This is a genomic window from Actinosynnema sp. CS-041913 (genome assembly GCF_050942485.1).
Taxonomy (GTDB): Bacteria; Actinomycetota; Actinomycetes; order Mycobacteriales; family Pseudonocardiaceae; genus Actinosynnema.
Genome location: NZ_CP192037.1, coordinates 6,402,718 through 6,419,155, shown reverse-complemented (window position 1 = coordinate 6,419,155; position 16,438 = coordinate 6,402,718). Strand labels below are relative to the sequence as shown.

General features: G+C 72.2%; 7 protein-coding genes. 4 read left to right on the top strand and 3 right to left on the bottom strand.

The features are described 5' to 3' along the window. Positions 1-10: 10 nt before the first annotated feature. Positions 11-481: a tetratricopeptide repeat protein gene (locus ACQPZF_RS28495; RefSeq protein ID WP_433262068.1), complete on the top strand. Its 471-nt coding sequence runs from the start codon at positions 11-13 to the stop codon at positions 479-481. Here ACQPZF_RS28495 and ACQPZF_RS28490 read toward each other — a convergent pair. Further along, positions 457-738 (bottom strand): hypothetical protein, encoded by a 282-nt coding sequence (locus ACQPZF_RS28490; RefSeq protein WP_433262066.1) that lies wholly within the window; start codon positions 736-738, stop codon positions 457-459. The two genes, ACQPZF_RS28495 and ACQPZF_RS28490, sit on opposite strands and share 25 nt — an antisense overlap. Positions 739-847: 109 nt before the next feature. Between ACQPZF_RS28490 and ACQPZF_RS28485 the strand changes: the two genes are divergently transcribed. Together ACQPZF_RS28485 and ACQPZF_RS28480 are read left to right on the top strand one after the other, a co-directional pair. Continuing rightward, the gene (locus tag ACQPZF_RS28485) at positions 848-1,693 is read left to right on the top strand and encodes a helix-turn-helix domain-containing protein (RefSeq protein WP_433262064.1); all 846 of its coding nucleotides are present in this window, start codon (positions 848-850) and stop codon (positions 1,691-1,693) included. An 11-nt stretch (positions 1,694-1,704) separates the two neighbouring features. Further along, a complete protein-coding gene (locus tag ACQPZF_RS28480; protein ID WP_433262062.1) occupies positions 1,705-1,893 on the top strand; it encodes a DUF397 domain-containing protein in 189 nt (62 codons plus the stop codon). Between the two features lie 70 nt (positions 1,894-1,963). On the opposite strand, the gene ACQPZF_RS28475 is transcribed toward ACQPZF_RS28480, so the two are convergent. Both ACQPZF_RS28475 and ACQPZF_RS28470 read right to left on the bottom strand, forming a co-directional pair. After that, the gene (locus ACQPZF_RS28475; RefSeq protein WP_433262060.1) at positions 1,964-3,421 is read right to left on the bottom strand and encodes an aspartate aminotransferase family protein; all 1,458 of its coding nucleotides are present in this window, start codon (positions 3,419-3,421) and stop codon (positions 1,964-1,966) included. Between the two features lies 1 nt (position 3,422). Further along, on the bottom strand, positions 3,423-3,797 hold the full coding sequence (locus ACQPZF_RS28470) for a YybH family protein (RefSeq protein ID WP_433262058.1): 375 nt from the start codon (positions 3,795-3,797) through the stop codon (positions 3,423-3,425). Positions 3,798-3,974: 177 nt separating this feature from the next. Here ACQPZF_RS28470 and ACQPZF_RS28465 point away from each other — a divergent pair, with 177 nt between their 5' ends. Beyond that, the gene (locus tag ACQPZF_RS28465) at positions 3,975-16,433 is read left to right on the top strand and encodes an SDR family NAD(P)-dependent oxidoreductase (RefSeq protein ID WP_433262056.1); all 12,459 of its coding nucleotides are present in this window, start codon (positions 3,975-3,977) and stop codon (positions 16,431-16,433) included. Positions 16,434-16,438: the final 5 nt, after the last annotated feature.

Below are 16,438 nucleotides of genomic sequence, written 5' to 3'. Positions count from 1 at the left end.
GCTGCTTTGTATGGATTGGGAGCAGCGTGTTGCCGAGGCGTGGGCGCGACTGGACGAGCTGTCCCCAGAGGAGTTCCGCGCCCTGGTCTCGTCGGCGGTGTCCGGGGCGCCGGAGGCGGTCGGCGCGTTCGAGCGGGCGGCGGCGTTCGACTCGACCGGGCACCCCGACCAGGCCGTGCCGCTGTACCGGGAGGCTTTGGATTTGGGTTTGACCGGCGAGCGCCGCCGTCGTGCCGTGATCCAGATGGCTAGTTCTTTGCGGAACCTCGGGCAGCCGGAGATCGCGGTGGAGCTGCTGGCGGCCGAGCAGGATGTTGCGTCGGATCACCTGGATGACGCGGTGCGGGCTTTTCTGGCGCTGGCTCTGGTGGATGTGGGGCGGGAGCGGGAGGCTGTGGCGCTGGCTTTGGGCGCTCTGGCACCGCACTTGCCGCGGTACCAGCGTTCTCTGGGCAACTACGCGCGTGCTTTGCTGACCTGATCGACCCACACCAGGCGGGCGCTGACGTCAGGCGCCCGGCTGAGCAGGCGGACCGCCCGGTCCGGTGACCGCAACCGCATCCTCGTGCCGCCGCCGACGCGCAGGACTTCGGCGTGGTCCTCGAACGCCAGGCCCCAGGCGGCGACGTCGCCGTCTTCCTGTTCGCCGTACACCTGCACCACGGCGAACAGGCGGGGTGCGTCGTCGGCGACCATCTCGGATACGAACTCTTCGAAGTCCAGCACGGTGTCGGTCATGTCGCGACGGTAGTACTAGAATTTCTAGTACGAACCACGTTGCAGGGTTTCTGTACTCGATGGTGTGAATTCTTTCCGAGACTTGTCGAGGTACCGGCAGACTGATCGGGTGACCTCATCCGAACCCAGCCCCGGCCCCGTCATACAGCGGATCCTGCTCGGGGCGGACCTGCGCGACGCCCGCGAGGCGGCCCGGTTGTCCAACGCCGACGCCAGCAAGGCTCTCGGGTGGTACACCGGCAAGCTGTCCAAGGTCGAGCAGGGCGATATGAAGGTCAGCGACAAGGACCTCGCGAAGCTCGTCCGGGCGTACGGGATCCCGGAAGGCGACGTGCCCGCGCTCCGGCGGCTCGCGACCGAAGCACGGCGCAAACTCCCACCGGCTCGCGTTCCCGAGCACTCGGTCAAGTACGTCAACCTCGAACGCGCCGCCATCGCGCTCAAGATGTTCAGCGGCGACTTCTTCCCCGGCGTCGTCCAGACCGCCGACTACGCCCGCGCGATGCTCGAACGCTCGGTGATCGCCTCACCCGCCGAAGTGGCGAGGATGGCGGAGGACCGGGCGATGCGGCTGAAGCGGATGAAGTCCCCTGGCGCGCCCCGCCTGTGGCTGGTGGTGGGCGAAGAAGCGCTGTACCGGATGATCGGCGGCCGTGCCGTGCTTCGCGCCCAACTGGAGGAGGTCCGAGACCTGGCGAAGCTCCCGCACGTGTCGGTGCGGATCGTGCCGTTCGAGGCAGGGGCGCACACCTCGCACGGCGTTGTCTTCACGATCGTCACCCTGGTCGCCGACCGCCCCGGTGTCGTCTACGTCGAAGGGCTCACCGCGGCGGATTACCTTGGCAGGGAACATGTCCGGGTATATGACCTGGCGTTCGAGAATCTGAGCGGAACCACCTTGAGTGAGCAGCGGACGGTTGAGAAGATCAATCGACGTATCCGCGAGCTGACGTAGGAGGGTTCACCATGATCGCCTCGAACTTCGAGCACGCGCGCTGGCGGAAGTCGTCCCGGAGTGGCGGGGCGCAAGGTTGCGTGGAGGTCGCGCGCTCGGTTGAGTCGGCGGCTGTGCGGGATACCAAGAGTCGGGCATCGGGAACGCTGAGCTTCGACGGCGACCGGTTCCAGGCCTTCCTGGACTCCGTCAAGGGCTAGCCACAACACAACGGCCCACCGACCTCGCGTCGGTGGGCCGCTGCGTGCCGCCGGCGGACCCTGGGGGTGGTCAGCCGGGCAGGAGGAGGGACTCGTCCTGGTCGCGCAGTGCCGCGCACGCCGAACGCAAGCCCGCGACCAACTGCTCGATCTGCGAGTCGGTGATCGCGATCGAAGGCTCGAACCGCAGCGTGTGCGAAGCGCTCGCGGTGGGGAAGACGCGCACGTGGTGGGCGTTGAGCAGGTAGCCGGCCAGCACGTAGCCGAGCAGGCCCATCCGGGCGAACTCGCCCAGCCGCCCCGGCCCGCCGGACTGGTCGGCGAACTCCAGCCCCAGCATCAGACCCCGCCCGCGCACGTCGGACACGACCGACGGGAACGACGCCCGAACGGACCGCAGAGCCTCCTCCAAAGCAGCCCCACGCGCAGCAGCCTGCCGGTAAGCCGCCCCGTCCGACGCCTCCAGCAGCTCGACCACCCGTGACCCGAGGTGGCAGGAGAGCGCGTCTTTCGCGAACGTCGAGCTGTGCAGCAGTTCGAAGTCCGGCAGGTAGCGCGACTGCCGCACCAGCAGCACGGACGACTTCGCCAGCCCGCCGCCCAGCGCCTTGGCCAGCACGATGTAGTCGCCCAGCAGCCCGATGTGCGACGCGGCGTAGAACGCGCCGGTCCGGCCCACGCCGCTCTGGACCTCGTCCACCACCACCGGGAAGCCGAACGTGTCGGCCGCCGCGCGGATGTCCGCCGCCACGCCCTCGTCCAGCACGTGGATGCCGCCCTCGCCCTGGATCGGCTCGACGAAGAACGCCGCCACCACCGGCAGGTCGCGTTCGACCAGTTGCCCGTCCACGACGTCCAGCACGGTCACGCGGGACGCCTCCACGGCCTTCGCGACCTCGCCGTCGGACACGAACCGCGCCTGCGCGGCCAACCCCCGGAACGGCAGCCGGTAGCCGCCGTGGTGGGTTAGCTGCACGCTGCCCGCCAGCTTGCCGTGGAACGAGCCCGCCAAGGTCAGGAACACCGGGGGCACGTCGAAGCGGCCCTCGTTGTGCGCCCTGACCTGCTCGACCAGTTCCGCCGGAGCCGTCGCCAAGTGCTCCTCGACCGACTCCCGCAGCGCCGCGACCCGCGCGCCCCGGTCCATCTCGGCGTGCTTCAACGCCACCTCGACGGCCTCCGCGCCCGTGTTGGCGAAGATCGCCGAGTACGGCTCGTCCACCCCGAACTCCCGCCACAGCACCCGGTTCAGTGCCAGCGCCAGGTCGTTCGCGTACGGGTGGTAGGAGAACTGCGCGTGCACCGGCACCTGGCGATCCAGCAGGTCACGGGCGTGCGCCACGATCTCGGGGTGGTTGTGGCCCAGCACCAGCGAGCCGTAGCCGCCGACGAAGTCGACCACCGGCACCTCCTCGCCGGACGCCTTGCGCCACCACAGCGTGTCGCCCGAGCCGCGCACGTACTCCGCGTCCAGCCCGAGCTGGGACAGCAGACCGCGCAGGTGCGCCTCGGCCAGTTCGGGCGCCATGTCAGTTGTCCCCGAACGGGTTGTCGATGGCGTAGCGCCACCTGCCGTCCGCGCCGCGGCGGAGCACGTCCAGCCCGGTGCCGGACAGCGGCTCGGCGCCCTTGACGTCGAACGACCAGTCCACCACCAGCAGCGCCGTGTCGCCGGTCACATAGGACTCCTTGACCTCGGCGCGCATCACCGGCCGCTGGGCCATGAAGTCGCGGACGGCCCGCACGTGCTCCTCGCCGCTGATGGGCTTCTCCGGATCCCAGATCGACACCGCGTCCTCGGTGTAGAGGGACAGCACCGCCGAGACGTCGCCCGCGTTCATCGCGCGGACGTACAGCGCGGTCATGTCGGTCGCTTCCTCGGGCAGCGCGAAGTTCGTGGTCATGGCCGGATCCTTTTCTGCGGGGGTCGGCGAATTACGGTTCCGACGTTAACCGGGTGGCGGTCACGGACCGGTAATCCGCCAATCGACAGAACGGGCGACGACCGTTTCATGACTGGCTCCGGGCAATTTCCCGGTAGGAACGGATATCGGAAGCATCCAGCAGCGGAGGACTTGTCGATGACGAACCTGGACGACACGGTCGCGGTGGTCGGTGTGTCCTGCCGGCTGCCCGGCGCGGCCGACCCCACCTCGTTCTGGCGGCTGCTGCGCGACGGGCGCGACGCCGTGACGGAGCTGCCCCGGCACCGCTGGGAGGCGTTGTCACCGGACGCGCGGGCGGTGCGCGGTGCGCGGTTCGGCGCGTTCCTGGATTCCGTGGGCGACTTCGACGCCGGGTTCTTCGGCATCTCGCCCCGCGAGGCCGCCGCCACCGACCCTCAGCAGCGGCTGGTGCTGGAGCTGGCCTGGGAGGCGCTGGAGGACGCGGGCATCGTCCCGGCGTCGCTGGCCGGCACTGCCGCGTCCGTGTTCGTGGGCTCGCTGCGCGACGACTACACCAGCCTCGCGCTGGGGCGTGGCAAGATCACCCAGCACACCAACACCGGCACCCACCGCGGCATCATCGCCAACCGCGTGTCGTACGCGCTGGACCTGCGCGGTCCGAGCGTCGTCGTGGACACCGCCCAGTCGTCGTCCCTGGTCGCCGTGCACCTCGCGGCGGAGAGCGTGCGCGCCGGCGAATCGCCGCTGGCCGTCGCGGCGGGCGTGAACCTGAACATCCTCGGCGAGGGGGCGCTGGGCGCGGACAAGTTCGGCGGTCTGTCGCCGGACGGCCGGTGCTTCACGTTCGACGCCCGTGCCAACGGCTACGTCCGCGGTGAGGGTGCGGCGGTCGTCGTGCTCAAGCCGCTCCGCGCCGCTCTGGCGGACGGCGACGACGTGTATGCCGTGATCCGGGGGAGCGCGGTCAACAACGACGGGGCCACACCCGGTCTGACCGTGCCCGGACCCGAGACGCAGGCGGCCGTGGTGCGTGCGGCGCAGCGGCGGGCGGGCGTCGACGCGGAGGCCGTCCAGTACGTCGAACTGCACGGCACCGGCACGCCCGTCGGCGACCCGGTCGAGGCGGCGGGGCTGGGCGCGGTGTTCGCCGGTCGGCCCGCTCCGCTGGCGGTGGGGTCGGTCAAGACCAACATCGGGCACCTGGAGGGCGCGGCGGGTATCGCCGGACTGCTCAAGGCGATCCTGTCGATCCGCCATCGCGAGCTGCCCGGCAGCCTGAACTTCGCCACGCCGAACCCGCGCATCCCGCTGGACGAGCACGGCCTGACCGTCCACACCGGACACTCGGGCTGGCCGCACGCCGGCCGGCCGCTGGTGGCGGGGGTGAGTTCGTTCGGCATGGGCGGCACGAACTGCCACCTCGTCGTGTCCGAACCGCCCGCGCCGGTGAAGGACGGCAGCGGGGCGGCGGCCGATGTCGGTGTTGCGGTGGTGCCGTTGTCGGGGCGGAGCGGTGAAGCGTTGCGTGCCCATGCCGCCCTGCTGCGTGACACGCCGGGAGAGCCGCGTGACCTCGGCTGGTCGCTGGCCACCACGCGCACGGCTTTCGAACACCGAGCCGTGGTGATCGCGGCCGACCGTGCGGCCCTGGACGAGGGCCTGACCGCGATCGCCACCGGCGCCCCGGCTCCCGGCGTGATCACCGGCACCGCGACCGATGGCTCCCTCGGCATGGTCTTCACCGGACAAGGCGCGCAGCGCGCGGGCATGGGACTCCAGCTCCACCAGGCGTTCCCGGTGTTCGCCCAGGCTTTCGACGAGGTCTGCGCCCACCTGGACCCGGACCTCCGCCGCGTCATCACGTCCGGCGAAGGCCTGGACGACACGGGCTGGACCCAGCCCGCCCTGTTCGCGGTGGAGGTGGCTGCCTACCGGCTCGCCGAGTCCTGGGGCCTCGAACCGCGAGTCCTGCTGGGCCACTCGATCGGCGAGGTGGCCGCCGCGCACGTCGCCGGCATCCTGTCCCTGCCCGACGCCTGCGCCCTGGTCACCGCGCGCGGTGACCTCATGCAGGCCCTGCCGCCCGGCGGCGCGATGGTCGCCGTGGAAGCGACCGAAGACGACCTCGACCTCCCGGACGACGTCGCGCTGGCCGCCGTCAACGGCCCCCGCGCGGTCGTCCTGTCCGGCCTGGGGCAAGCGGTCCTGGACTACGTCGGGACGTTGCCCGCCAGGTCGAAACGCCTCGCCGTGAGCCATGCTTTCCACTCGCCGCTGATGGACCCGATGCTGGACGGGTTCCGCGAGGTCGTCCGAAAGCTCACCTTCAACGAGCCGCAGATCCCGATCGTCTCGACGGTTTCCGCCGACGCCGACCTGACCGACCCGGAGTACTGGGTCCGGCAGGTCCGCGAACCGGTCCGCTTCCTCCAGGCCGTGCAGGCACTCGACGTCACGACGCTCATCGAGACCGGCCCGGACGGCGTGTGCTCGGCGATGGCGGCCGACGCGGGGGTTCGAGCGTTCCCGTTGATGCGCAAGGACAACGACGAGCCGACCACCGCCCTGACCGCGCTCGCCGCCGCCCACACCCGAGGCATCGAGGTCGACTGGACGGCGTTCCGCGCCCGGCGGGTCAAGCTGCCCACCTACCCGTTCCAGCGGGAACGTCACTGGCTGGACGAGCACACCGCGCCCGACAAGGTCGAGCAATCCCAGGACATCGCCCAGTTGGTCACCGCCCATGTCGCAGCCGTGCTCGGCGCGGACCCCGGCAAGGTGGACCTGCGCCGCCCGTTCCGCGACCTGGGCTTCGACTCCCTGATGGGCGTGGAGCTGCGCGAGAACCTGGCCACGGCGACCCATCGCGCCCTCCCCACCGGCCTGCTGTTCGAGCACCCCACCCCGAACGCCGTCATCGACTACCTGCGCAGCGACGACCAGACCGAAGAGTCCACAGTGGACTCGGCAAGTGACGAGCCGATCGCGATCGTCGGCATGGCCTGCCGCTTCCCCGGCGGCGTCACCTCACCCGAAGACCTCTGGCGGCTGGTCGCCGAAGGCCGGGACGCGGTGGGCCCGTTCCCCGCCGACCGGGGCTGGGCGTCCGACCTGTACCACCCCGATCCGGACCGGTCCGGCGCCAGTTACGTGCGCGAGGGCGGTTTCCTCGCCGGCGCGGCCGAGTTCGACCCGGCGTTCTTCGGCATCTCGCCCCGCGAAGCCCTGGTGATGGACCCGCAGCAACGCCTGCTCCTCCAGACCGCGTGGGAAGCCGTGGAACGGGCCGGGATCGACCCCGAGTCGTTGCGCGGCAGCCGGACCGGCGTGTTCGTCGGCGGCACGACCGGCGACTACGGCCCCCGGATGCACGAGGCGACCGACCAGGCCGAGGGGCACGTGCTGACCGGTGCGACGCCGAGTGTCATGTCCGGCCGCATCGCCTACCAGCTCGGCACGGTCGGCCCCGCGCTGACCGTCGACACGGCCTGCTCCTCGTCGCTGGTCGCCCTGCACCTGGCCGTGCGGTCACTGCGCAGCGGCGAGTCGAGCACGGCCATCGCGGGTGGCGTCGCGGTCATGGCCACGCCCGGCATGTTCCTGGAGTTCTCCCGCCAGCACGGCCTGGCCGCCGACGCGCGCTGCAAGTCGTTCGCGGCCGACGCGGACGGCACGGCGTGGGCCGAAGGCGTCGGCCTGCTCGTCCTGGAGAAGCTGTCCGAGGCCCGTCGCAACAACCACCGGGTGCTCGCGACCATCCGGGGCAGCGCGATCAACTCCGACGGCGCGTCCAACGGCCTCACCGCCCCGAACGGCCGGTCCCAGCAACACGTGATCCGCCAGGCGCTCGCCGACGCCGGACTGTCCACTTCGGACGTCGACGCGGTGGAGGCCCACGGCACCGGGACCTCGCTCGGCGACCCGATCGAAGCCGAGGCGATCCTCGCCACCTACGGCCAGGACCGCGCCGAACCGCTGTGGCTGGGCTCGCTGAAGTCCAACCTCGGGCACGCGCAGGCGGCGGCCGGTGTCGGCGGCGTGATCAAGCTGGTGGAGGCGATGCGGCACGGTCAGTTGCCGCGCACCCTGCACGTGGCCGAGCCTACGCCGAAGGTCGACTGGACCTCGGGCAAGGTCGAACTCCTGACCGGGCAGCGGAGTTGGCCGGACACCGGCCGTCCCCGCCGGGCGGGCATCTCGTCGTTCGGCATCAGCGGCACCAACGCGCACCTCGTGCTGGAGCAGGGCGACCTCCACGAGCCCACGCACACCGAGGTCACCACGCCCGTCCCGTGGGTGTTCAGCGGCCACGACGCCGAAACCGCCCTGAGGCACGCCGAACGAGTGCGCGGGCGCACGGACATCGCCGAGGTGGCGAGGACGCTCGCCGGACGCACCAGGTTCGACCACCGCGCCGTGCTGGTCGGCACCACACCCGAAGACTTCCAAGGGCCGCCCCTGACCGGCCACGCGCCTCCCAACGGCCGCACCGCCGTGCTGTTCACCGGCCAAGGCGCGCAACACGCGGGCATGGGGCGGGAGCTGTACGCGGCGTTCCCGGTGTTCGCGCAAGCGTTGGACGCCGCGCTGACTGCGTTCGAACCGCACCTGGACGTGCCGCTCAAGGACCTGATGTTCAGCGACTGCCCGGAGCTGCACGAGACCCGCTACACGCAGCCCGCGCTGTTCGCCTACGAAACCGCGCTCTACCGCCTCGCCGAGCACCACGGCCTGAAGCCCGACCTGCTCGCGGGCCACTCCATCGGCGAGCTGACCGCCGCCCACCTCGCCGGCGTGCTCACCCTGGACGACGCGGCGAAGCTGGTCGCCGCACGCGGCCGGCTCATGCAGGCTGCCCGCGCCGGTGGCGTGATGATCGCCGTGCAGGCGACCGAAACCGACCTCGGTGACCTGCCCGAGGGTGTCTCGCTCGCGGCCGTCAACAGCCCGGACTCCGTGGTGCTCGCGGGCGACGAGGACGCCGTCACGGCCGTCGCCGAGCGCTTCGCCCGCACCCGCCGACTCCAGGTGAGCCACGCATTCCACTCGCCGCACATGGACGAGGTGCTGGACGAGTTCCGCAAGATCGCGGACACGATCACCTACCACGCCCCGCAGATCCAGGTGATCTCCACGGTGACGGGCGAACCGCTGACCCCGGACGCCGAGCACTGGACCCGCCAGATCCGCGCCACGGTCCGGTTCCTGGATGCCGTGCGCGGCCTGGAAAACCACGGCGCGACGGTGTTCGTGGAGTTCGGCCCGGACGCTGTCCTCGCACCGCTGGCGCAGGCCGCCGGCGTCACGGCCGTGTCGCTGGGGCGCGCGGGACGTCCCGAAGCGCTCACCGCCGTGCAGGGCCTGGCCCACGCGCACGCCCACGGCGCGCCGCTCGACGTCGGGTCGTTCGTGCCCGACGCCGAACGTGCCGACGTGCCGACCTACCCGTTCCGCCGCGACCTGTACTGGCTGACGCCGGGAACCCGCGCCACCGGCCTGGTGACCAGTGTGGTGGACCTCGCCGAACGGGACGAGGTCGTGCTCAGCGGCGAAGTGTCGCTCACCGCCCAGCCGTGGCTGAGCGGTCACGTCGTGAACGGCTCGGTGCTCGTGCCCGCCACGGCGTTCCTGGAACTCGCGCTCGCGGCGGGCGAGCGGGTCGGCCTCGCCCGCGTGGACGACCTGACCCTGGAAGCCCCGCTGGTCGTCCCGGAGGACGGGTCGGTCCAGGTCCAGGTGACGGTCCGGGACGGCCGGTTCACCGTGCACTCCCGGCTCGACACCTGGCAGCGCCACGCCTCCGGCACGCTCACCGAGGCGGTGTCCACCGCCGAACCCTTCCCGTGGCCGCCGGAAGCGACGGAGGAGCCGGTCGAGGACGCCTACGACCGCCTGGCAGCCCTAGGCTACGACTACAGCGGCCCGTTCCAGGGCTTGCGCCGGATGTGGAGGGATGGCGACACCCGCTACGCCGAGGTCGCGATCGACGTCCCCGCAACGGGTTTCGCGATCCACCCGGCCCTGCTGGACGCGGTCCTGCACCCGCTGGTGCTCGAACCGGCCGCGCCCGACCGGATCCGGCTGCCGTTCGCGTGGAGCGGCGTCGAGCTGACCGCGCCCGGCGTCATGGAACTGCGCGTGCGCATCACGCCCGCCGGTGAGGACACCTTCACCATCGACCTCGCGAGCGGCGACGGCCTCCCGGTCGGCACGATCGAGGGCATCACGCTCCGCGCGGTCGCCAAGAACGGCCTCGCCGGCAGCTCGACGTTCACCGTGACCTGGACCGAGGTCGCCGGTGAGGAACCGGTCGGCGACCTGGTGGTCGTGCCACCCGTCGGCGGCGACGACCCCGGTGTGGCCGTGCGCCGGGCGTTGAGCCTGATCAAGGACTGGCTGGCCGAGGAGCACGACGGCGGCGACCGGCTGGTCTTCCACACCCGCCGCGCGGTCGCGACGCGCCCCGGAGACCCGGTGGACGACCTGGCCAACGCCGCCGTGTGGGGCCTGGTGCGGGTCGTGCAGTCCGAGCACCCCGACCGCGTGGTCGTGGTCGACGCGGACGACCCGGACTCCGTCGCCGCCGCGGTGGCCACCGGCGAACCGCAGGTCGCCGTGCGCGACAACGGTTTCCTCGTGCCCCGCCTGACCCGGACCGAACTCGGGGAGCCGGCGACGCTCGACGGCACCGTGCTGGTCACCGGCGGCACCGGCGGACTCGGTGCCCTGGTCGCCCGGCACCTGCACGAGCACCACGGAGTGCGGGACCTCCTGTTGGTGAGCAGGCGCGGCCTGGACGCACCCGGCGCGCGCGAACTCGCCGACGAATTGGGAGCCCGCGTCGCCGCCGTCGACGTGTCCGACCGCACGGCCCTCGCCGCACTGCTCGACGGCGAACGGCTCACCGCCGTCATCCACACCGCCGGCGTGCTGGACGACGCGACCACCACCGCGTTGACCGACGAGCAGGTCGACCGGGTGCTCGCGCCCAAGGCCCTCGCCGCCCGCCACCTGCACGAACTGGCCGGCGACGTGCGGGCGTTCGTCCTGTTCTCGTCGGTCTCCGGCATCCTCGGCACGGCCGGCCAGGCCAACTACGCCGCCGCCAACACCTACCTGGACGCCCTCGCCGCGCACCGCCGGGCGCAGGGCCTCCCGGCCACCTCGCTGGCCTGGGGCCTGTGGGACGCGGGCATGGGGGAGACCCTGAGCGAGGCCGACCTCGCGCGCTGGGCCAGGTCCGGGGTCGCCCCGCTGGACCCGGCGCGCGGCTTGGCGCTGCTCGACCGCGCGCTGTCCGGTGACGCGGCGCTGCTCGTGCCGGCCGCACTCGATCCGTCCCGAGTGGACGGTGACCTCGTGCCCGGACCGTTGCGCGGACTGGTGAAGCGGCGCGTCACGAAGGCCGTGTCGTCGCTGACCGAAGCGACCGCGCTCGACCTGGTGCGCTCACTGGCCGCCGCCGCGCTCGGTCACGCGAACGGCACGGCAGTCGACCCGGCGAAGGCGTTCCGCGACCAGGGCTTCGACTCGCTGGCGGGCGTGGACCTGCGGAACCGGCTGATCGCGGCCACCGGCCGGAAGCTGCCCACCACCCTCGTCTTCGACCACCCGACGCCGACCGCGCTCGCCGCGTACCTGGCGGAGGGCAACCGGAAGACCGAGTGGACGACGACGGTGCGGGCCGACGAGCCGATCGCCATCGTCGGCATGGCCTGCCGCTATCCCGGCGACGTGCGCTCGCCGGAAGACCTGTGGCGGCTGGTGTCGGAAGGCACGGACGCCATCACCGGCTTCCCGACCAACCGGGGCTGGGACATCGACGCCCTCTACGACCCGGACCCGGACAAGCTGGGGGCCACCTACACGAAGTCCGGCGGGTTCCTGCACGACGCCGACCTGTTCGACGCGGAGTTCTTCGGCATGTCGCCGCGCGAGGCGCTGGCCACCGACCCGCAGCAGCGGCTGCTGCTGGAGACGGCGTGGGAGGCGTTCGAGGACGCGGGCGTCGACCCCGGCGACGTGCGCGGCAGCCGGACCGGCGTGTTCACCGGCGTGATGTACGACGACTACGCCTCCCGGCTGCCCGAGACGCCGGCCGAGGTCGAAGGCTTCCTGTTGGCGGGCAACACCTCCAGCGTCATCTCCGGTCGCCTCGCCTACACCTACGGCCTCGAAGGCCCCGCGATGACCGTCGACACGGCGTGCTCGTCGTCGCTGGTCGCCCTGCACCTCGCGGCGAACGCGTTGCGGCAGGGGGAATGCGACCTCGCGCTGGCCGGCGGCGTGACCGTGATGGCGGGCCCGAGCACGTTCGTCGAGTTCTCCCGGCAGCGCGGGCTGTCCGCCGACGGCCGCTGCAAGTCGTTCTCCGCCGACGCAGACGGCACCGGCTGGTCCGAAGGAGTCGGTCTCCTGCTGGTGGAACGGCTCTCCGACGCCCGCAGGCGCGGCCACCGGGTGCTGGCCGTGCTGCGCGGGTCGGCGGTCAACTCCGACGGCGCGTCCAACGGCCTCACCGCGCCCAACGGGCCGTCGCAGGAACGGGTGATCCGCTCGGCGCTCGGCGCGGCCCGGCTGACGACGGACGACGTGGACCTGGTGGAGGCGCACGGCACCGGCACGCGGCTGGGCGACCCGATCGAAGCCCAGGCCCTGCTGGCCACCTACGGCCAAAAGCGCACGCGACCGCTCTGGCTGGGATCGCTCAAGTCCAACATCGGGCACGCCCAAGCGGCGGCCGGTGTCGGCGGCATCATCAAGGTGGTGCAGGCGATGCGGCACGGCGTCATGCCGCCCACCTTGCACGCCGAGGAGGCCTCGCCGCACGTCGACTGGTCCTCGGGAGCGGTGGAACTGCTCACCGAGCCCCGCGAGTGGCCGGTGGACGGGCGTCCGCGCCGGGCGGCGGTGTCGTCGTTCGGCATCAGCGGGACCAACGCGCACGTCATCATCGAACAGGTCCCCGAGCCCGCTCCCACCGAGCCCGCTCCCACCGACCGCGTGACACCCGAGGTCGTGCCGTGGGTCCTGTCCGCCCGGGACGACGAGGCACTGCGCGCCCAAGCCGCCGCCCTGCACACGCACCTCGCCGCGCACCCGGAAACGGACCCGGCCGACGTCGGCCTCACCTTGTCCCGACGGGCCCTGCTCGACCGCCGTGCCGTGGTCTTCGGGCATGACGAATTGTTGGGAGACCTGGCGACCGGTGACGGCGCGGGACGCGGCAAGACCGCCTTCCTGTTCACCGGCCAGGGCAGCCAGCGGGTCGGCATGGGCCGCGACCTCTATGACCGGTCGCCGGTCTTCCGGCAGGCGTTGGACGAGGTCTGCGCACACCTCGATCCGGTGCTCGACCGTCCATTGAGGACCGTCATGTTCGCCGAGGAGCACAGCGCGGACTCGGCGCTGCTGGACCAGACGGCGTTCACCCAGGCGGCGCTGTTCGCCGTCGAGGTCGCGCTGTACCGGTTCGTGGAGCACCACGGCGTGCGGCCGGACTACGTGTTCGGCCACTCGGTGGGCGAGGTCGCCGCCGCGCACATCGCGGGCGTGTTCGACCTGGCCGACGCCTGCACCCTGGTCGCCGCACGCGGCCGGGCCATGCAGTCGGCCCGCGACGACGGCGCGATGGCCGCGATCGAGGCCACGGAGGACGAAGTGCGGGCGTCGCTGCGCGGCGTGCTGGCCATCGCGGCGGTGAACGCCCCGCGCTCGACCGTCGTGTCGGGTGACGAGAACGCGGTGGCGGCAGCGATCGCCGAGTGGTCGGCGAGCGGCCGGCGCACCCGGCGGCTGCCGGTGAGCCACGCGTTCCACTCGCCGCACATGGACGACGTGCTGGCCGCGTTCCGGGCCGACCTGTCCGGGGTGGCGTTCCGCGAGCCGGCCATCGCGGTGGTCTCGGACGTGACCGGCGAGCCCGCGACCGTCGAGCAATTGCGTTCGCCGGACTACTGGGTGCGGCACATCCGCGAGGCCGTGCGCTTCCTGGACGGCGTGCGCACCCTGGAACGCCTGGGCGCCACCGAGTTCGTGGAACTCGGCCCGGACGGCGTGCTGACCGCGCTGGCCCGCCAGTGCCTCACCGCCGACCCCGGCTCGGCCGTCCCCGTCCTGCGCGCCGGCCGTCCGGAACTGGAGACCGCGCTGTCCGCCCTCGGCGTCCTGCACACCCGTGGCGTGGACGTGCACTGGGACTTCGGTGACGCCCGGCCGGTGTCGCTGCCCACCTACCGGTTCCAGGGCCGCCGGTTCTGGCTCGACGCGCCCCGCACGGCCCGGTCGGCGGACGCCCTGGGGCTCGGCGACACCCGGCACCCGTTGCTCGGCGCGGTGGTCGAACTGGCCGGCGGCGACACGGTGGTGCTCACCGGACGCGTGTCGGCGGCCTCCTGGCTCGCCGACCACCGGGTGCGCGACGAGATCCTGTTCCCCGGCACGGCGTTCGCCGAACTCGCGCTCACGGCGGGCGCGCACGCAAGCTGCCCGCACCTGGCCGAGCTGACCTTGGCCGCGCCGCTGGTGCTGGGCACCGCCCAACTCCAGGTCACGGTCGGCGCGCCGGACTCCGGCCGCCGCCCGGTGACCATCCACGCGCGCCCCGACGACTTGACGCCATGGGAACTGCACGCGTCCGGCACGCTGACCGAGGACTCCGTGCCCGCTCCGCCGCTCGACTGGCCGGACGCCGAGCCGATCGACCTGGACGGCGTCTACGACCGGCTGGCGGACCACGGCTACCGGTACGGGCCGGCGTTCCAGGGATTGAAAGCGTTGTGGCGGCGGGGTGATGACCTCTATGCCGAGCTGTCGGGGCCTGAGGACAAGGGATTCCTGGTGCACCCGGCCGTGCTCGACGCCGCCCTGCACGCGTTGCTGCCGGGTGTGGCGGACGACGACGCCGAGCCGGTGCTGCCGTTCTCGTGGAGCGGGGTCACCGTGCACTCGACCGCAACTGCCGCGCGGGCACGGCTGACCAGGCGCGGCTCCTCGGTGTCGCTGGTGGTCGCCGACGCCGCCGGCACACCGGTGCTCACCGTGGACGAGTTGGCGTTGCGCCCGCTGGGCCGTGGCGCGCCGCGTGACGGGCTGCACACGCTCACCTGGCGTCCGGTGACCGTGACAGACCGACCGCATTCCCTGGCGGTGTACCGGGTTCCGGCGGCCGGCGATGCGCGGGAGGCCGTGCACGACGTGCTGAAGGCGTTGCGCGAAGCCGATGGCCGGCTCGCGGTCGTCATCCGGGACTGCGTGGAGCACGCGGTGGTGCGTGGCCTGGTGCGCAGTGCGCAGGCCGAGCAGCCGGGCCGGTTCGTCCTGGCGGAGGTCGACGACGACGCACTCCTGGATACCGCGTTGGGCTTGGATGAGCCCGAGGTCGCCGTGCGCGGTGGCGAGATCCTGGTGCCACGCTTGACCAAGACGCCTTCGGCGGACGCGGACGTGAGCTGGGGGAGCGGCCCGGTGCTGATCACCGGCGCGACGGGTGCGCTGGGCAAGGTGCTGGCACGGCACCTCGTGACCGGGCACGGAGTGCGGGAACTGGCGCTGCTCAGTCGCCGAGGCCCCGACGCGCCCGGCGCTGCCGAGTTGCAGGCGGAACTCGACGGACTTGGTGCCACCGCGCACCTCGTGGCCTGCGACGCCGCCGACCGTGATGCGCTGGCCGATGTGCTGGCGCGACACCGGCCGACCGCGATCGTGCACACGGCAGGTGTGGTGGACGACGGCACGCTGGCCGGGCTGACCGCCGAGCAGGTCGACAAGGTGTTGCGCCCCAAGGTGGACGCGGCGTGGAACCTGCACGAGCTGGCCGGGGAGGTTGAGGCGTTCGTGCTGTACTCGTCGGTCGCGGGCCTGCTCGGCACGGCCGGTCAGGCGAACTACGCGGCGGGCAACACGTTCCTGGACGCGCTGGCCGTGCATCGGCACGCACTCGGCCTGCCCGCGACCTCGCTGGCGTGGGGACTGTGGGAGACCGAAAGTGACCTGTCCGGCGGACTGTCCGAAGTGGACCTTCGGCGGATCGCCCGTGCGGGCCTGAAGCCGCTGGCCACCGACGAGGGCATGGAACTCTTCGACGCCGCGTTGGCCCACGGAGCGCCCGTGCTCGCGGTGACCAGGCTCGACCTGGCCGCACTGCGGGGCCGTGACGACCTGCCCGCCGTGCTGCGGGACCTGGTGCGGACACGGAAGGCCGCGGCACCCAAGGCTCCTGACATCACCGACCTGCCGAGCCTGGTCCGCGCGCACGTCGCCGCGGTGCTCGGCCACGACGACGCGTCGGCCATCGACACCCGGCGGGCGTTCACCGAACTGGGCTTCGACTCGCTGACCGCTGTCGAGCTGCGCAACCAGCTCGGCGCGGCGACCGGCCTGACGCTGCCCACCACGGTCGTGTTCGACCACCCGAGCCCGGAGGCGCTGGCGGACCACCTCGGCTCGCTGGTCGGGACCGGCGAACCCGACCCGGTGGTCGACCGCCTGGCGGAGCTGATCCGGTCGGGCGGCCTGGAGGACACCGAGCTGGACCGCCTGCGCACCTTGCTGGGCGTTCGCCCGGCACAAGACTCCGACCTCGACGCGGCCGACGACGAGGCGCTGTTCGCACTGGTCGACGAGCTGGACTAGGAGAC